16 protein-coding genes are annotated in these 16,578 nt (G+C 65.6%); 9 read left to right on the top strand and 7 right to left on the bottom strand.

What is annotated here, in order from left to right:
• Window positions 1-24: 24 nt before the first annotated feature.
• From manD to OKW87_RS15540, 6 genes are all read right to left on the bottom strand, one after another.
• Window positions 25-1,233 (bottom strand): D-mannonate dehydratase ManD, encoded by a 1,209-nt coding sequence (gene manD / locus OKW87_RS15515; RefSeq protein WP_265540818.1) that lies wholly within the window; start codon window positions 1,231-1,233, stop codon window positions 25-27.
• Window positions 1,234-1,308: 75 nt separating this feature from the next.
• The gene (locus OKW87_RS15520; RefSeq protein ID WP_265540819.1) at window positions 1,309-2,187 is read right to left on the bottom strand and encodes an NAD(P)H-hydrate dehydratase; all 879 of its coding nucleotides are present in this window, start codon (window positions 2,185-2,187) and stop codon (window positions 1,309-1,311) included.
• The gene (locus tag OKW87_RS15525; protein WP_265540820.1) at window positions 2,184-2,960 is read right to left on the bottom strand and encodes a histidine phosphatase family protein; all 777 of its coding nucleotides are present in this window, start codon (window positions 2,958-2,960) and stop codon (window positions 2,184-2,186) included. Before OKW87_RS15525 ends, OKW87_RS15520 begins: the two co-directional genes overlap by 4 nt.
• A gap of 617 nt (window positions 2,961-3,577) precedes the next feature.
• A complete protein-coding gene (locus OKW87_RS15530; protein ID WP_265540821.1) occupies window positions 3,578-4,528 on the bottom strand; it encodes an aldo/keto reductase in 951 nt (316 codons plus the stop codon).
• Complete coding sequence (locus tag OKW87_RS15535) at window positions 4,525-4,683, bottom strand: hypothetical protein (protein ID WP_265540822.1); 159 nt, start codon at window positions 4,681-4,683, stop codon at window positions 4,525-4,527. The genes OKW87_RS15530 and OKW87_RS15535 overlap by 4 nt, the downstream gene beginning before the upstream one ends.
• Window positions 4,684-4,708: 25 nt before the next feature.
• On the bottom strand, window positions 4,709-4,951 hold the full coding sequence (locus OKW87_RS15540; protein ID WP_265540823.1) for a hypothetical protein: 243 nt from the start codon (window positions 4,949-4,951) through the stop codon (window positions 4,709-4,711).
• Window positions 4,952-5,051: 100 nt separating this feature from the next.
• Here OKW87_RS15540 and OKW87_RS15545 point away from each other — a divergent pair, with 100 nt between their 5' ends.
• The 8 genes from OKW87_RS15545 to OKW87_RS15580 all read left to right on the top strand — a co-directional run bounded on the left by OKW87_RS15545 (window position 5,052) and on the right by OKW87_RS15580 (window position 13,805).
• Window positions 5,052-6,005: an ArsR/SmtB family transcription factor gene (locus OKW87_RS15545; protein ID WP_265540824.1), complete on the top strand. Its 954-nt coding sequence runs from the start codon at window positions 5,052-5,054 to the stop codon at window positions 6,003-6,005.
• Entirely contained in the window at window positions 6,002-6,916 is a 915-nt protein-coding gene (gene metF, locus OKW87_RS15550; RefSeq protein ID WP_265540825.1) for a methylenetetrahydrofolate reductase [NAD(P)H], read from the top strand. The genes OKW87_RS15545 and metF overlap by 4 nt, the downstream gene beginning before the upstream one ends.
• A 122-nt stretch (window positions 6,917-7,038) precedes the next feature.
• Window positions 7,039-8,085, top strand: a complete 1,047-nt coding sequence (locus OKW87_RS15555; RefSeq protein ID WP_265540826.1) for a homocysteine S-methyltransferase family protein — start codon at window positions 7,039-7,041, stop codon at window positions 8,083-8,085.
• Between the two features lie 3 nt (window positions 8,086-8,088).
• Window positions 8,089-8,613 carry a GNAT family N-acetyltransferase gene (locus OKW87_RS15560; RefSeq protein WP_265540827.1) on the top strand — a complete coding sequence of 175 codons (525 nt, stop codon included), beginning with the start codon at window positions 8,089-8,091 and terminating at the stop codon, window positions 8,611-8,613.
• A gap of 23 nt (window positions 8,614-8,636) precedes the next feature.
• Window positions 8,637-11,312 carry a methionine synthase gene (gene metH, locus OKW87_RS15565; RefSeq protein ID WP_265540828.1) on the top strand — a complete coding sequence of 892 codons (2,676 nt, stop codon included), beginning with the start codon at window positions 8,637-8,639 and terminating at the stop codon, window positions 11,310-11,312.
• 462 nt (window positions 11,313-11,774) lie between these two features.
• Window positions 11,775-13,097, top strand: coding sequence for a tetratricopeptide repeat protein (locus tag OKW87_RS15570; RefSeq protein ID WP_265540829.1), 1,323 nt, complete (start codon window positions 11,775-11,777; stop codon window positions 13,095-13,097).
• A 61-nt stretch (window positions 13,098-13,158) separates the two neighbouring features.
• Window positions 13,159-13,566 (top strand): hypothetical protein, encoded by a 408-nt coding sequence (locus tag OKW87_RS15575; protein ID WP_265540830.1) that lies wholly within the window; start codon window positions 13,159-13,161, stop codon window positions 13,564-13,566.
• Window positions 13,566-13,805, top strand: a complete 240-nt coding sequence (locus OKW87_RS15580) for a hypothetical protein (RefSeq protein ID WP_265540831.1) — start codon at window positions 13,566-13,568, stop codon at window positions 13,803-13,805. Before OKW87_RS15575 ends, OKW87_RS15580 begins: the two co-directional genes overlap by 1 nt.
• On the opposite strand, the gene OKW87_RS15585 is transcribed toward OKW87_RS15580, so the two are convergent.
• Entirely contained in the window at window positions 13,794-14,558 is a 765-nt protein-coding gene (locus tag OKW87_RS15585; RefSeq protein ID WP_265540833.1) for a 3-keto-disaccharide hydrolase, read from the bottom strand. The two genes, OKW87_RS15580 and OKW87_RS15585, sit on opposite strands and share 12 nt — an antisense overlap.
• 153 nt (window positions 14,559-14,711) lie before the next feature.
• Between OKW87_RS15585 and OKW87_RS15590 the strand changes: the two genes are divergently transcribed.
• Complete coding sequence (locus OKW87_RS15590) at window positions 14,712-16,577, top strand: ABC-F family ATP-binding cassette domain-containing protein (RefSeq protein WP_265540835.1); 1,866 nt, start codon at window positions 14,712-14,714, stop codon at window positions 16,575-16,577.
• The last annotated feature ends 1 nt before the right edge of the window (window position 16,578 follow it).

The raw sequence follows: 16,578 nt of genomic DNA on the forward strand, positions 1-16,578 counted from the left end.
GCCGGTGGGTCGGGGGACGCAGCTTCACCAGTTGAACATCGTCCCGTCCTCGAGGCGGTTCACCGGCAGATAGGCGCGCTTATACTCATATTTCGCAGCCAGTTGCTCGTCGATCTCGACGCCCAGGCCGGGCGCGTCGCCCGGATGCATCAGGCCGTTGCTCAGCGAATAGCCGTGCGGGAAGACCGCATCGGTCTCGGGCGTGTGCCGCATATATTCCTGGATGCCGAAATTGGGCACCGAAAGCCCGAACTGCAGCGCCGCGGCCATGCTGACGGGGGAGAGATCGGTCGCGCCGTGGCAGCCGGTGCGAACCTGATAGAGATCGGCCAGCGCGGCAATCCGGCGCAGATGGGTGATTCCGCCGGCATGGACCACGGTCGCGCGGATATAGTCGATCAACTGCTCTTCGATCAGCTGCTTGGCATCCCAGACGGTGTTGAAGATCTCGCCCACCGCGAGCGGCGTCGTGGTGTGCTGGCGGATCAGCCGGAACGCGGCCTGGTTTTCGGCGGGCGTGGCATCCTCCAGCCAGAAGAGGCGATAGGGCTCGAGATCCTTTCCGAGCCGTCCGGCCTCAATCGGGCTCAGCCGATGATGCGCGTCGTGGAGCAGATGGATATCCCAGCCGAGCGCATCGCGTCCGCGCTCGAACAATTTGGGCGCATGCTGCATATATTTGGAGGTCGACCAAAGCGTTTCGTCGGGCAACGAGCCCTTTGCCGGCTCGTAATAGAAGCGCTCGCCCGAGACGCCATAGGTCGCGGCGAGGCCGGGGACTCCGGACTGGAGGCGGACCGCCTTGTAGCCCTGCTCGAGATATTCCTGCGCGCGCTCGATCGTCTCTTCGATGTCGGAGCCGTTGGCATGGCCATAGACCATGCAGCCCTCGCGGCTGGCACCGCCAAGCAGCTGATAGACGGGAAGCCCGGCTGCCTTCCCCTTGATGTCCCACAAGGCCATGTCGACCGCGGCGATTGCCGACATCGTCACGGGGCCGCGCCGCCAATATGCCCCCTTGTAGAGATACTGCCAGATATCCTCGATCCGATGCGCGTCGCGCCCGATCAGGCAAGGGATCACATGGTCGTTCAGATAGCTCGCGACTGCCAGCTCGCGACCGTTGAGCGTGGCATCGCCGATACCGGTGAGGCCCTCGTCGGTCTCGATCTTCAGCGTGACGAAGTTGCGACCCGGACAGGTGACGATGACGCGTGCAGCGGTGATTTTCATGACCTGCCGATGGCAGGCGGGGCCCGGCTTTGCAAGGTTGACTTACAACTTTGCGGTTCGGGCTGCGCCGCTTGTCTAGCGGCCGAGCGCCATCAGCGCAGGGACCTCGCCCGGCAGTTCGCGGCCGAGGAAACCCATCGGCCCCACCCGTTCGGCCAGCCGCCGTCCGGCCTCGCCGTGGAGCCATACGCCCCATGCCGCCGCGGCCTGCGGTGCGGTCCCGCGCGACAGCAGCCCGCCGATGATCCCGGCGAGCACGTCGCCGGAGCCGCCGGTGGCGAGGCCGTGGCCGCCGCCGGCATAGCGGAGCACTTCCTCGCCCGGGCAGGCGATCCAGGTCTGGGGCCCCTTGAGCAAGACGGTGGCGCCGAAGCGCGCGCTCGCCTCGCGCGCGAGGCCATCGGGATCGTCGGAGATGCGCGCCTCGTCGCACCCCATCAGCTGGATCATCTCGCCGGGATGCGGGGTCAGGACGGCGCGGCCCGCATGCGCTTTGACCGCATCGGCGAGGTCTGCGGCGGCGGCGATCGCGGCGGCGTCGAGGACCAGTGACATCGCATCGCGCGGTTGCGCGAGAACGGTCGCCAGGATTGCTCCGGCATCGGAATCCGGTCCCATCCCGGGGCCCAGGACCAACGTGTCGCAGCGTCCGAGATAGGTCAGCAGCCGATCCCCGGCCGCGGCGCCCAGTTCGCCGTCGCCGTTGGCAGGCAGCGGATAGACGGCCGCCTCAGGCATCATCATGCCGAGCGCCAGTGCGGCGCGCTCGATCGTCGCGAGCTGGACCTTGCCCGCGCCGGCGCGCAACGCGGCCTCGCCGGTCAGCCGCAGCGCGCCGGGCACCGTTTCCGAGCCGCCCGCGACGAGGACGCGGCCCCGGTCATTCTTGTCGGTGTCATGCCCGGGCTGGGGCAGCGGATGGGCTTCGAGCCAGGCCGAATCAAGCGCGATCATCCCCGAGCCGCGACCATTGCGTCGGGGGCGCTGGTCACCTCGGCATCGCCATCCTCCATCGGCGGGTTAACATTGTAGCGCAGGAGCACCAGCCCGCCATCCTTTCCGGCGGCGGGATCGTGGGCATATTCGGTGATCGAGCAATTGGCGACGTCGCCCTGGCGATCGATCTCCAATATCTCCTCCTCCGACAGATTCTCGATGATGTAGCGCAGGCAGAGCACCACGACTTGGTGCGCGACGATCATCACCTCGCGATCGGCATAATGGAGCGAGACCGTGTCGAGCAGCGAGCGGAGGCGGAAGATGACGTCGCACCAGCTCTCGCCGCCGGGCGGGCGATGATAGAATTTACCGAGCAGGCGACGGAATTCGGCCTGTTCGGGCAGAATCGCGTGGATGCCGGCGGTGGTGAGCCCATCGAGAATCCCGAACTCCTTCTCGCGCAGCCGTTCGTCGCCGCAGATCGCTTCGTCGGGATCCGCGCCACCGGCATCGCGAAAGGTCCGCGCCGTTTCGCGGGCGCGCAGATAGGGGCTGGTGAGGATCACATCGGGACGGCCGTTGCCCGCCCCTTGCGTGAACCAGCGCCCGAGGGCTTCAGCCTGCGCATAGCCGAGCTCGGACAAGGGCACGTCGACATCGCGGGTCTCGATCGCGATGCGATGCTCGCCCGAGTCATGCGCCAGGTCGCGCGCTACATTGCCTGCGCTCTGGCCGTGACGGACTACCCAGAGACGCTTCGGCCAACGGGGCGGGGATTGGTTTGGCATTGGGGGACAATGCGGGAAGGTCTGCGGTGTTCCGGATGCTTTTGCGCGCCTGTGGAGGCGGCGATTTTTTTCGCGCGGAGGCGCGGAGGACGCAGAGGGGTCGGGGATAAATGCCGTCCGGGATGTGCGGCCGTTTTTTTTTGGCGGCGTCGACTAGGCGCGCGGATGGCTGATTTTTGGGGGGGAAGCTGCCGTTGATTTAAGCGGGCGGCAACGTGCGGCGCGGAACCATCAGACCAACTCCTGTTACCAGAAGACATACTCCGACCACCGTGTGATTAGCCGCGTTTGCCGCCACGGCAGCGCAGAGGAATACTGCGCCGAGCACGACAGAAATCCACCTCGGGTGGCTATCGAGACCACGCATCATCAACGTGTAGGCCGTCGATCGAACGTCCGCTACTGGGTTGTCAGCGGAGCGGCCGCTATGTAACTCGGCCGCCTATTTGTCATCCCCAGCCTTGTCCCGCACCACCCTGGATCCCCGCCTGCGCGGGGATGACGTAGGGAGGTTGGAGATGACGGAGCATATTTGGGCATTGTCCGCCTTCGCTTGACCTTGGTCCGGTAAGGACAATCGTCCTCTCCGCGCACAATCCTCTCGATCGCGGGCGAATTCAGGCCCCCGCGCCGGTGAGCCGATCGAGCTGGTCCTGCGTCAACGTCACGCTCCACGCGCCCAGCAGCTCGTCGAGCTGCTCCACGCTCGTCGCACTTGCGATGGGCGCGGTGACGCCGTCCTGCGCGGCGAGCCAGGCGAGCGCGATCTGGGCGTGGCTGGCGCCGGTTTCGGCGGCGACCTGGTCCATGGCCTCGAGCACGGGTGCGCCCTTGCCGGCGAGCAGTTCGCCCATCCGGCCGCCGCGCACGCTTTTGCCGAGATCGGCTTCGCTGCGATATTTGCCGGTGAGGAAGCCCGAGGCGAGCCCGTAATAGGGGACGACGCCGATATTTTGGGTGATGCAGAGATTTTGCAGCTCGCCTTCGAACTTGTGGCGGCTGACCAGATTATATTCGGGCTGGAGCACGCGGTAGTGCGGCAGTCCCTCGCGCGTCGCGATCTCGAGGGCCGATTTGAGGCGGATGGCGTGGAAGTTGGAGGCGCCGAGCGCGCGGACCTTGCCCGCCTGGATCAGCGTGTCGAACGCGGCGAGGGCAGCTTCCTGCGAAACGGATTCGTCATCCTGATGGGCGAAATAGAGGTCGATCGTCTCGACGCCGAGGCGCTGGAGCGAGGCCTCGGCAGCGGCCGCGATCCGGGCGGGGGCGAGCTTCGCGCCGCCTTCGCCGTCGAGCATCCCGACCTTGGTGGCGACGAGGACGCGATCGCGCTTGCCCGAGTGGCGGAGCCATTCACCGATGATCGTCTCGGATTCGCCGCCCTGGTGCCCATCCACCCAGGCCGAATAGACGTCGGCGGTATCGATCATCGTGCCTCCCGCCTCGACGAAGCGATCGAGGATGCGGAAGCTCTCGGCCTTGTCGATCGTCCAGCCGAAGACGTTGCCGCCGAGGATCAGCGGCGGCGTCATCAGCCCGCTGGTGCCCAGTTCGCGCAGAGCGGTCACTTCTCGGCCTCGGCGACATTGTCGGCGAAGGTGGCATTGATATCGGTCGCGGCGGCGGCCTCGTCGAGTTGGCGTGCTTCGTCGCCGCCGCTCGGGCCGCTGTCGGTCTGGCCGCAGCCGGCCAAGGCCAGCGCGAGTGGCAGCAATGCGCGCATGTGCTTCTTCATCATGGCCTAACGGTTAGTCGATGATCTCGTTGCCGGCGGGGCCGGTTTCTTCGACGGCATTGCCGACATAGGCATTTTCGGCGGCCCCGAAGGCGGCGTCGGTCGCGGCATTGGCGGCGTTCACGTCGCTGACCGCTTCGCCCATCGTATTGCTGTCACCGGTGAGAATCTCGTTGGCCTCGGCGGCTTCGTTCTGCGCGCTGTTGCAGGCGGAGAGCGCGAGGAGTGCGAGGGGGAGGAGCAGGGTCTTGCGCATGGGTTCGGCCTCTCATTTGGATCGAGGATGGGCTAAACAGCCGTAACCGCGATGGCAATCGTTGACCTGATATAAAGATATCTTTATATCTATATGCGACATGAAATCAGCCCTTATCATTTTCCGCGCTCTGGCGGACTCGACGCGCCTTCGCATCGTCGCGCTATTGCGCTCGATGGAGCTGTCGGTCGGCGAGTTGGCGCAGGTGCTCGGGCAGAGCCAGCCGCGGGTCAGTCGGCATGTGAAGATCCTCTGCGACGCCGGCCTGGCCGATCGCCGCAAGGAGGGGAGCTGGGTATTCGTAGGACTGGGGCCCGCGGAGAAAGTGGCGCCGGTATTGGCCGCGCTCGACAGCTGGGACGAGGCCGATCACTGGACCGTGGCCGACGAAGCACGGCTCGCGGCGGTGCGCGCCGACCGGGCAAGCGCGGCGGCGGAATGGTTCGAGGTCAATGCCGGGCAATGGGACGCGATCCGATCGCTCCACGTCGCCGACAGCGAAGTCGAGGCGGCGATGGCGAAGGCGCTCGGCGATGCGCCGTTGGGCCGGCTGATCGACATCGGCACCGGCACCGGGCGGATGCTGGAGCTGTTCGGGCCGCAGGCGGGGCATGCGCTGGGAATCGATCGCAGCTCCGAAATGCTGCGGCTGGCGCGCGCCAAATTGTCCGAGCGGGGGCTGGCCAATGCCGAGCTCCGCCAGGCCGATCTCTATGCCTTGCCGCTGCGCGACGGCGAGGCCGATGCGGCGATCCTCCACCATGTGCTCCACTTCGCACAGCAGCCGGGTGCGGCGATCGGCGAGGCGGCGCGGGTGCTGAGTCCCGGCGGACGGCTGCTGATCGCCGACTTCGCGCCGCATGACCGCGAGGAACTGCGCTCGCGCGATGCCCATACCCGGCTCGGCTTTTCGGACGAACAGATCCTCGGCTGGTTCGAGACGAGCGGGCTCGCGCCGGTTTTGGTCGAGACGCTCGAGGGCGGCGAGCTGACCGTGAAATTATGGCTGGGTCGCAAGATCGGCGAAGAAACGAAGAAAGTGAAAGCGGCATGACGATCGTAAATCCGCTGGCGGCGCCGCTGTTCGCGGACGTGGCCGGCGACGTGGACATTTCGTTCGAATTCTTCCCGCCCAAGAGCGAGAAGATGGAGGAGACGCTGTGGGAGTCGATCCAGGCGCTGAGCCCGCTGGGGCCGCGCTTCGTGAGCGTGACCTATGGCGCGGGCGGGACGACGCGCGAGCGGACGCATAACACGGTAGCCCGCATCGCGCGCGAGACGCGCATTCCGGCGGCGGCGCATCTGACCTGCGTCGACGCGACACGCGACGAGATCGATGCGGTCGCGCATGCTTATTGGGAAGCGGGTGTTCGGCATATCGTCGCGCTGCGCGGCGATCCGTCGACGCCCGGCGCTAAATATCAGTCGCATCCCGGCGGCTATGAAAATGCGGCCGATCTGGTGGGCGGGCTGCGGAAGCTGCACCCGTTCGAAATATCGGTCGCGGCCTATCCCGAATGCCATCCCGATTCTCCGAGCGCGAAGGCCGATCTCGACAATCTGAAGCGCAAGATCGACGCCGGGGCGACGCGCGCGATCACCCAATTCTTTTTCACCCCCGAAGCCTTCTTCCGCTTCCGCGACGATGCTGCGGCGGCCGGGATTGACGCCGAGCTGGTGCCGGGGATCATGCCGGTGATGAACTATGCCGCGGTCGTGCGGATGTCGGCGATGTGCGGGACCGAAGTGCCGCCCTGGATGGGCAAATTGTTCGAAGGGCTCGACGACCATCCCGGCGCGCGGCAGCTTGTCGCGGCGACGCTGGCCGCCGAATTGTGCCGCAAGCTCTATGCCGGGGATGTGCGGCAGTTTCACTTCTACACGCTGAACCGAGCCGAGCTCAGCTACGCGATCTGCCACTTGCTGGGGGTGCGGGCGAAGGTGGCGGAACTAGCGGCGGCGTAAATCCCCCTCCCGCTTGCGGGAGGGGTTAGGGGAGGGGCTATCCTCCTCGACCACGTTGAATTTTGCACAGCCCCTCCCCCGACCCCTCCCGCAAGCGGGAGGGGAGGAAGAAGGAAGAAATGATGACACCACGCGAAACCCTATTGGCCGAAGCCGCCAAGCGCATCCTGATCACCGACGGTGCGTTCGGGACCGAGATCCAGAACTGGAAGCTTTCCGAGGACGATTATGCCGGCGATCTCGGCCTGAGCCACGATCAGAAGGGCAATAACGACATCCTTGCGTTGACCAAGCCCGAGGTGCCGGAATCGATCCACCGCGCTTATTTCGCGGCCGGGGCGGACATCGCCGAGACGAACACCTTCTCGGCCAACAAGATCAGCCAGGCGGACTATGGCGCCGAGCATCTGGTGCGCGAGATCAACGTCCAGTCCGCGGCGATGGCGCGGCGCGTGGCCGACGAGTTCCAGGCCGAGGACGGCCGCCCGCGCTTCGTCGCCGGCGCGCTGGGGCCGACCAACAAGACGCTGTCGCTGAGCCCCGACGTCAACGATCCCGGCTATCGCGAGATCGACTTCGATTATCTCAAGGAAGTCTATCGCGAACAGATCGACGCGCTGGTCGAGGGCGGGGTGGACTTCATCCTGATCGAGACGGTGTTCGACACGCTCAACGCCAAGGCGGGGATCATGGCGGCGATCGAGGCCGGCAAGGATCTGGGCCGCGATTTGCCGATCATGATGTCGATGACGCTGACCGATCTTTCGGGGCGCAACCTCTCCGGCCACACGGTCGAGGCCTTCTGGCATGCGGTGCGCCATGCCAAGCCGCTGACGATCGGTCTCAACTGCTCGTTCGGGGCGGAGCAGTTGCGTCCGCATGTGAAGACGCTGAGCGCGCTGTGCGACACGCTGATCATGGTCTATCCCAATGCCGGCCTTCCCAACGAACTGGGCGAATATGACGAGATGCCGGCGACGACCGCGGCCTTGGTCAAGGAATGGGCCGATGCCGGGCAGGTCAATGTGCTCGGCGGCTGCTGCGGATCGACCCCGGCGCATATCGCGGCGATCGCCGAGGCGGTGAAAGCGCTCGAGCCGCGGCGGATCGCGGTGCCCGAGGTGCAGACCCGGCTGGCGGGGCTCGAGCCCTTCACGATGGCGGCCTGATCCATGGCTGACGGCGACACCTGGCGCGTGCGGGAGGCCAGCGCGGACGACGCCCGGGCGCTGGCGCTGGTCGGCGCCGCGACCTTTCTGGATGCCTTTGCCGGGGTGCTGCAGGGTGAGGCGATCGTCGCCCATTGCGCGCGAGTTCATTCCGATGCGGCTTATCGGAACGCCTTGGCGGGCGGCGCGCGGGCATGGCTGGCCGAGAGCGTCACCGGCGGTGCGCCGATCGGCTATGCGCTGCTCGGCACGCCCGATCTGCCCGGCGCCCAAGCCGGTGACGTCGAGCTCAAGCGCATCTATTTGTTGGCGCGCTTCCACGGCAGCGGCGCAGGGGCCGCGTTGATGCAGGCGGCGGTTGCGGCGGCCGGCGGGCATGAGCGGCTGCTGCTGGGCGTCTATGCCGGCAATGCCCGCGCCATCGCTTTCTATCGTCGGCAGGGCTTCGTGCCTGTCGGCGAGCGCCAGTTCGACGTGGGCGGTACGCTCCACGACGATCTCGTCTTCGCCCGGCCGCTAGCTTCCTGATTTCTCATGTACGGACACTTTCATTGACCCCCTCCTCCTCCACCAACTTCGTCAATGTCGGCGAGCGGACCAACGTTACCGGCTCCGCGGCGTTCAAGAAGCTCATCATGGCCGGCGACTATAACAAGGCCGTCGAAGTCGCGCGCCAGCAGGTCGAGAATGGCGCGCAGGTGGTGGACGTCAACATGGACGAGGGGCTGCTCGACGCGCACTACGCCATGACCACTTTCCTCAAGCTGATCGCCGCCGAGCCCGACATCGCCCGCGTGCCGGTGATGATCGACAGCTCGAAATGGTCGGTGATCGAGGCGGGGCTGAAATGCGTTTCCGGCAAGCCGATCGTCAATTCGATCAGCATGAAGGAAGGCGAGGCGCAGTTTCTCGAGCAGGCCCGCAAATGCATGGCGTACGGTGCCGCCGCGGTGGTGATGGCGTTCGACGAGACCGGGCAGGCCGACACCAAGGACCGCAAGGTCGAGATTTGCGAGCGAGCCTACAAATTGCTCGTCGGCATCGGCTTCCCGCCCGAGGATATCATCTTCGATCCCAACGTGTTCGCGGTCGCGACGGGGATCGAGGAGCATAATAATTACGGCGTCGACTTCATCGAGGCGACGCGCGAGATCAAGAAGCGCTGTCCGCACGTCCATATCTCGGGCGGGCTATCGAACCTGTCGTTCAGCTTCCGCGGCAACGAAGTCGTCCGCAAGGCGATGCATTCGGTGTTCCTCTATCATGCCATTCCCGCGGGCATGGACATGGCGATCGTCAATGCCGGCCAGCTCGACATCTACGACCAGATCGAGCCCGAGCTGCGCACGGCCTGCGAGGATGTGATCCTCAACCGCGACCCCGAGGCCGGCGACCGGCTGGTCGCGCTCGCCGAGAAATTCCGCGGCACCGATGCGGTGGCCGAGAAGCAGATGGCCGAATGGCGTGGCTGGGACGTCTCGAAGCGGCTCGAACATGCGCTGGTCAAGGGCATCGACTTGCATGTCGTCGAGGATACCGAGGAAGCCCGGCTGGCCTATGCCCGCCCGATCGAAGTGATCGAGGGCCCGCTGATGGACGGGATGAACGTCGTCGGCGACCTGTTCGGCAGCGGCAAGATGTTCCTCCCGCAGGTGGTCAAATCCGCCCGCGTGATGAAGAAGGCGGTCGCGCATCTGCTGCCCTATATCGAGGCTTCGAAGGAGCCCGGCGCCAAGGGCAAGGGCAAGATCATCATGGCGACCGTGAAGGGCGACGTGCACGATATCGGCAAGAATATCGTCGGCGTCGTCCTGCAGTGCAACGGCTTCGACGTGGTCGACCTGGGGGTGATGGTGCCCTGGTCGAAGATCATCGCGGCGGCGAACGAGAATGATGCCGACATGATCGGATTGTCGGGGCTGATCACGCCGAGCCTCGACGAAATGGTGACCGTCGCCGAGGAGATGCAGCGGCTGGAGATGACGATGCCGCTGCTGATCGGCGGCGCCACCACCAGCCGCGTCCACACCGCGCTGCGGATCGAGCCGGCATACAAGGGCCCGGTGATTCACGTCCTCGACGCCAGCCGCGCGGTGGGCGTGGCGACGACGCTCGTCTCGGACACGATCCGCGACGATTATGTCGCCAAGATCGCCGACGAATATGAGGCGGTCCGCGTGGCGCGTGCGAACAAGGGACAGAGCGACCTGCTGCCGCTGGAGACGGCGCGGGAGAATGGGTTCGTTGCCGACATGGCGCTCAAGCCGCCGGCGCCCAAACAGCCCGGCGTCCATGTGTTCGACGATTGGGACCTGGCCGAGCTGCGCCGCTATATCGACTGGACGCCCTTCTTCCGCGCCTGGGAGCTGGCGGGCAATTATCCCGCGATCCTGACCGACGAAGTGGTCGGCGAGAGCGCGACTTCGCTGTTCGCCGATGCCCAGGCGATGCTCGACAAGATCATCGACGAGAAATGGCTGACCGCGCGCGGCGTCGCCGGGCTGTGGCCGTGCCATCGCAGCGGCGACGACATCCGCGTGCAGACGCGCCATTCGGACGATCATCGCAGCCCCGACGGCGCGAGCGTCCCCGACTTCTTCCACGTGCCCGACCTGGACCGCAGCAACGAAGGCAGCGTCCGATTGCCGATGCTGCGCCAGCAGATCGCCAAGCGGGAGGGCCGGGCGAACATGTGCCTGGCCGACTTCATCGATCCGCACGGCGACTGGATCGGCGGCTTCGCGGTGGGCATCCACGGCATCGAGCCGCATCTGGCCGGCTTCAAGGCGGCGATCGACGATTATTCGGACATTTTGCTCAAGGCCTTGGCCGATCGCCTGGCCGAGGCCTTTGCCGAGCGGCTGCACCAATATGTCCGCACCGATCTGTGGGGCTATGCCGAGGGCGAGCAGCTCGACAATGAGGCGCTGGTCCGCGAGCAATATCGCGGCATCCGCCCCGCGCCGGGCTATCCCGCCTGCCCCGAGCACAGCCTGAAGCCGATCCTGTTCGAGATGCTGGACGCAGAGGCGGCGACCGGCCTGACGCTGACCGAGAGCTTCGCGATGCTGCCGACCGCGGCGGTGAGCGGATTTTACTTCGGGCATCCGCAGGCGGAATATTTCGGCGTGGCGCGGATCGGGCAGGACCAGGTCGAGGATTATGCCGCGCGGCGGGGAATTCCGCTCGATCTGGCGCAGCGTTATTTGCGGCCGAACCTGGACTGAGTCGGGGGAGCGGAGACGCTTAGCTTCGCACTTTTCTCGTGTTTTGGGTAATTCCGTTGCGCGGAGGGGTAAGGAAGTTGCGCTTGGCGAACTTGCGATTTTGACGGGTTCAAAGAGCCGGGAGAGGGTGTCAGACCAAATCCTATTTTGGAAGGACCGAATGCGAGCGATGCGTCGGCACCAATCTCGATCCGATGCGGGACCCCCCTGATCCTAGGGTTGCGCGCAGCCACATGCTCAATACGACTTGGGCAATTGCCGCTTCCCAAGCGGCGGCTCTCTCGGCTTTTGCGATCAGGACCCATCATGCGCGCCACGCCTGCGTTCCGAATGCGCTCGAAACGCCCGGCTCTATGGGTGGGCATTGCCACGCTGGCGCTTCCGGTCATCATCCCTTCCCAGGCTCGTGCGCAATGGACCGCAGCGAACGACGAGGCCAATCGCCAGCGCATGATGTCCAGCATGAGCGACACTGCCTCCGCGAACGACCGCCGCAATGCCGACGCCGCGTTCCAGAGGGGGCTGGCCGGCGGCCGCTCGACCACGGGCGGATCAGGCGGCACCAGTGCTCCCAATTCGTCATCCCCGTCGGCGAGCGCCTTTGCCGCCACGCCCGGCGCGGAGCGAGGTCCGCAAAGCGTGGTTGCGACCCGCACCGTGTTCATCCGCATCGAGGAGACGACGCCACAAATGCTGGCTCGCGTGACGCGGGAGGCCGGAGAAGGAAAGGCGGAATCGCAGTATAATCTTGGCCGGTTGAACTATGCGGGCCTTGGCGTCGCACGCGATGACGTGGCCGCGCGCCGCTGGTTTGGGGCCGCAGCGGCCCAGGGGCACCCGGCGGCCTCTGCGCAATATGGCTATCTGACGATGTATGGACGCGGCGGCCCGGTCGACCCCGCCGCTGCTCGAGCCGCGCTGCGCACCGCAGCGGCCGGTGGCGATAGCTATGGCCAGGCGCTCTACGGCATGATGCTGGTCAATGACGCTGTCGAGACGCGCACCAGCGATGCGCCGCTTCCCGAAGCGATCGATCTGCTGACGCGCGCCGCGGATGCCGGCGAGGTGGTCGCGCAAGCGATTCTGGGAACCGTGGTCTATGTCTTCGGCACCAATGGCGCCAAGGCGGATCCGGCCAAGTCGATCCACTATCTCAAGCTCGCCGCGGCTCAGGATCATCCGATGGCGCTGCAGATATTGGGCGAGCATTATATGGTGGGCGGCGCCGCCATCGAAAAGGACAGGGCCAAGGGCTGGGCGCTGCTCACCAAGGCGGCCGATCTTGGCCAGGCCGGAGCGATGCGCCCGCTGGGGCTGTCGCTCATTCAGGGCAGCAACGGTCAAGGGAAGGACCCGGCCAGGGGGCTGAAATATATCCGCATGGCGGTGGAGCAACGCCATCCCGCGGCGATGGGCGACTATGCAGCAATTCTATACGAGGGCGCGCTGGTGCCGAAGGATTTGGCGGCGTCCGTCCGATACGCGCGCGAGGCGGCCGAGGCCGGAGATGGCGACGCGCAGGTGATGATGGTGCGCTTCGCATATTTTGGCGACGGCGTGGCCAAGGATGTGAACGCTGCCGTGCGCTACGCCCGCCTTGCCGCAGAGGGCGGACACTCCGAGGGCCAGCGCATGCTCGGCGCACTCTACCAGAACGGGGAGGGGGTGCCCAAGGATGTGAAAGAAGCAGTCCGCTGGTTCCGAAAATCCGCAGCGCAGGGCAATCAGCAGGCCGCCACCGACCTTCAAGATCCGGAGAACGTCGCAGCGGCCCGCGATATGTAAGGTTTAGACTGTTTGACGTTCTTGCCTGCCTAATTCTCAGAAATCACCTGGAGCAAAATATATGATTTTCGTATCCGTTTCTGCAGCGATATTGCTCAGCTTGACCCCGGCCGAACCCGCACAGGCTACGGAAGGATTTCTGGTCTGCACTGCGACCCCGACGCGGCCCGGGTCCAATCGTGTTGCGCTGCTGAACCTTTCTCAAGGCGACGGAGCGCGTGTCGCTGCCCTGACCGACGAATATCAGGCTTGGCTTCGCAGTGATGCGTCCGTTGCCCAGGTTATCGAGGCGGCAGGCATCGATCCCCGGCTCGTACGCGCCCAGGCAAAAGTCGAGTGCGTGTGGGCGAAGGAGCAGACCGCTGCGGAAGCAATTGCCGTGCGTTTGGGGAACGGTTTGCGCGCGGACAACGTTAAGGTTCTTCCTTCGAACTGGTCTCCTAAAGTAGTGCCGGCAACCGAGCGCTGATGCGGCCCGGAGCAATGCGGCGCGGCGGCGGCTTCCGGGCGCAACGGCGCGGGGAGACCAGGTTGGTCAAGGTGCTCGCCGCGCAGCTCGATCCCGATACCGGCAGCGTCGATATGCCGCGCGGCGCCCGGCTGGGATATAGCGCGAAGGAAGCGCCGCATGGCGAATGCACGCTCTCATCTTTCGGACGAAAGATGATGTCGACTGACCGCAGGATGCGCATCGCTCTAATCGAGTAACTGCACCTCGATGCGTCGGAATTCGATCGGGTGTCCTTCGCTTTGCAGCGCGATATAGCCGCCCGTGAGCATGATCTTGCCCCCCGCAGCGGCGATCAGCGGTTTGGCGTCCTCGTCGCCCGCATCGAGCTCGGGTTTCGAATAGCGCAGCACCAGCTTGCCGTCGATTGTGTGGCTGATGTGCCCGCTCGGCAGCACCTCGACTTCGGCGCGCATCCAGCGACCGTTCTTCTCAATCGGCGAGGAGGACAGGATGCAATGTTGCGTCTCGAGCTTGCCGTTGATGTGCACGGTGGTGCCGGGGGTGCAAAGATTGCCGGTCGGCTCCGCCGGATCACGCGGGGTGCCCAACAGCTGCATTTCGAGGCTGACCGGGAAGGCTTGGTCGCGGCGCATCGTCGCGGGGGCCTGGGCATGGAACATCAGTCCGCTGTTGCTGCCCTGCCAGTTCTTGATCCCGGGAAGCGATTCGCCGAACAGCCGATATTCGAAGCGGATGCGGTAGGCCGTGAGGGGCGACTTCCAGAATAGGTGGCCGAACTCTCCGGTAAACTTCGGATAGCCGGCGTGGCTCACCCGGATCGCACCCGCTTCGACCACGAACATCTTCAGCGGATCCTCGCCGACCGCTCGGCCGCTAATCTTGGGCGTCCAGCCCTCGAGCGTCTTGCCGTCGAAAATCGACACCCATTGGGGTGGGGCGGGCGCGGCGCCGAGCAACGCCAGCATCGGCAACAACAATATCGGTTTCATAAGAGGAATGGTCGCGGAATTTGGACGCCGAGGCAAGGCGGGTCCCATGGAGCATCGCCGTTGTCCATACCAACATGCAGCCGTCGCCGGGATGCGGAGGGTGGGGGTTGTGCGGGGGATGACGCACGATGCTGCAAGTGCTAACGGCGGCGCATGCTCAACCTGACCGACATCACGGTGCGCCTCGGCGGGCGCACGATCCTCGATAATGCCACCGCCAAGCTGCCGCCGCGCGGGCGGATCGGGCTGATCGGGCGCAATGGCGCGGGGAAGACCACGCTGGTGAAGGTGATCGCCTCGCAGCTCGATCCCGATACCGGCAGCGTCGACATGCCGCGCGGGGCCCGGCTGGGCTATATCGCGCAGGAAGCGCCGCATGGCGATTCGACGCCGTTCCAGACGGTGCTCGATGCCGATCTGGAGCGCGCGGCGCTGCTCCACGAGAGCGAGACCAGCCACGATCCCGATCGGCTGGGCGAAGTGCATGAGCGGCTGATGGCGATCGACGCCTATACCGCGCCGTCGCGCGCGGCGCAGATCCTGGTGGGCCTGGGCTTCGACGAGGAGATGCAGCATGCGCCGCTCGACAGCTTCTCGGGCGGGTGGAAGATGCGCGTGGCGCTGGCGAGCCTGCTCTTCTCGCAGCCCGACGTGCTGCTGCTCGACGAGCCTTCGAACCATCTCGATCTCGAAGCGGTCTTGTGGCTTGAGGATTTCCTGAAGGGCTATCAGGCGACGATCCTGCTGGTCAGCCACGAGCGCGATTTTCTCAACAATGTCGTCGATCATATCCTCCATCTGGATCGCGGCAAGCTCACGCTGTATCCAGGTGGCTATGATGCGTTCGAGCGGCAGCGCGCCGAGCGGCAGGCGCAGATCGCCTCCGCCCGCGCCAAGCAGCAGGCGCAGCGCGAGCATCTGCAGGAATATATCGCCAAGAACAGCGCGCGCGCCTCGACCGCCAAGCAGGCGCAGAGCCGGCAGAAGGCTTTGGCCAAGATGCAACCGATCGCGGAGCTGCTCGACGATCCGACGCTCACCTTCGACTTTCCCAATCCCGACGAACTGCGCCCGCCGCTGATCACGCTCGACCTGGCGAGCGTGGGCTATGGCGAGACGCCGATCCTCAAGCGGCTCAATTTGCGCATCGATCCCGACGACCGGATCGCTTTGCTCGGGCGCAACGGCAACGGCAAGACGACGCTGGCGCGGCTGCTCGCGGCGCAGCTGACGCCGATGGAAGGCGAGATGAATGCGTCGGGCAAGATGCGCGTGGGCTATTTCACCCAGTATCAAGTCGAGGAACTGGAGCGCAGCGAGACGCCGCTCCAGCATATGACCGTGCTGATGAAGGGCGCGAGCCAGGGCGCGGTGCGCGGCCAGCTTGGGCGGTTCGGCTTTTCGGGGCAGAAGGCGACGACCGAAGTCGGCAAATTGTCGGGCGGCGAGCGCGCGCGGCTGGCGCTGGCGCTGATTACCCGCGACGCGCCGCACATGCTGATCCTCGACGAGCCGACGAACCATCTCGACGTCGATGCGCGCGAGGCGCTGATCCAGGCGCTCAACGAATATACGGGAACGGTCGTGCTGGTCAGCCACGATCGCCACATGCTGGAGATGACCGCCGACCGGCTGGTGCTGGTCGACCAGGGCACGGCGAAGGAATTCGACGGCTCGCTCGACGATTATATCGCCTTCGTGCTGAGCAAGGACGGGGCGGGGCCGAAGCTGTCCAAGGCCGACAAGAAGGAAGCGCGGCGGCTGGCGGCGGAGGCGCGCGACAAGGATGCGGGGCTGCGTAAGGCGGCCAAGGCGGCGGAGAGCGAGCTGGCCAGGCTCACCGAGCAGCGCAGCGCGGTGGATCGGGCGATGTTCGATCCGTCGACCGCAGAGGCGGGGCTTTCGACGCTTTCGATGAGCGATCTGATGAAGCGGCGGGCGGAGGTGACCGCGGCGATGGAGGCGGCGGAAGTGGCGTGGATGGAGGCGAGCGAGGCGCTGGAGGGGATCGCCGGCTAGC

It is taken from the genome of Sphingomonas sp. M1-B02, assembly GCF_026167525.1.
In the GTDB taxonomy this organism is placed as follows: domain Bacteria; phylum Pseudomonadota; class Alphaproteobacteria; order Sphingomonadales; family Sphingomonadaceae; genus Sphingomonas.

Excerpts from the sequence above, each read along its gene's own strand:
- manD (WP_265540818.1), bottom strand. The coding sequence starts at position 1,233 with ATGAAAATCACCGCTGCACGCGTCATCGTCACCTGTCCGGGTCGCAAC.
- OKW87_RS15520 (WP_265540819.1), bottom strand. The coding sequence starts at position 2,187 with ATGATCGCGCTTGATTCGGCCTGGCTCGAAGCCCATCCGCTGCCCCAG.
- OKW87_RS15525 (WP_265540820.1), bottom strand. The coding sequence starts at position 2,960 with ATGCCAAACCAATCCCCGCCCCGTTGGCCGAAGCGTCTCTGGGTAGTC.
- OKW87_RS15535 (WP_265540822.1), bottom strand. The coding sequence starts at position 4,683 with ATGCGCGCATTGCTGCCACTCGCGCTGGCCTTGGCCGGCTGCGGCCAG.
- OKW87_RS15540 (WP_265540823.1), bottom strand. The coding sequence starts at position 4,951 with ATGCGCAAGACCCTGCTCCTCCCCCTCGCACTCCTCGCGCTCTCCGCC.
- OKW87_RS15545 (WP_265540824.1), top strand. The coding sequence starts at position 5,052 with ATGAAATCAGCCCTTATCATTTTCCGCGCTCTGGCGGACTCGACGCGC.
- metF (WP_265540825.1), top strand. The coding sequence starts at position 6,002 with ATGACGATCGTAAATCCGCTGGCGGCGCCGCTGTTCGCGGACGTGGCC.
- OKW87_RS15555 (WP_265540826.1), top strand. The coding sequence starts at position 7,039 with ATGACACCACGCGAAACCCTATTGGCCGAAGCCGCCAAGCGCATCCTG.
- OKW87_RS15560 (WP_265540827.1), top strand. The coding sequence starts at position 8,089 with ATGGCTGACGGCGACACCTGGCGCGTGCGGGAGGCCAGCGCGGACGAC.
- OKW87_RS15570 (WP_265540829.1), top strand. The coding sequence starts at position 11,775 with ATGAGCGACACTGCCTCCGCGAACGACCGCCGCAATGCCGACGCCGCG.
- OKW87_RS15575 (WP_265540830.1), top strand. The coding sequence starts at position 13,159 with ATGATTTTCGTATCCGTTTCTGCAGCGATATTGCTCAGCTTGACCCCG.
- OKW87_RS15580 (WP_265540831.1), top strand. The coding sequence starts at position 13,566 with ATGCGGCCCGGAGCAATGCGGCGCGGCGGCGGCTTCCGGGCGCAACGG.
- OKW87_RS15585 (WP_265540833.1), bottom strand. The coding sequence starts at position 14,558 with ATGAAACCGATATTGTTGTTGCCGATGCTGGCGTTGCTCGGCGCCGCG.
- OKW87_RS15590 (WP_265540835.1), top strand. The coding sequence starts at position 14,712 with ATGCTCAACCTGACCGACATCACGGTGCGCCTCGGCGGGCGCACGATC.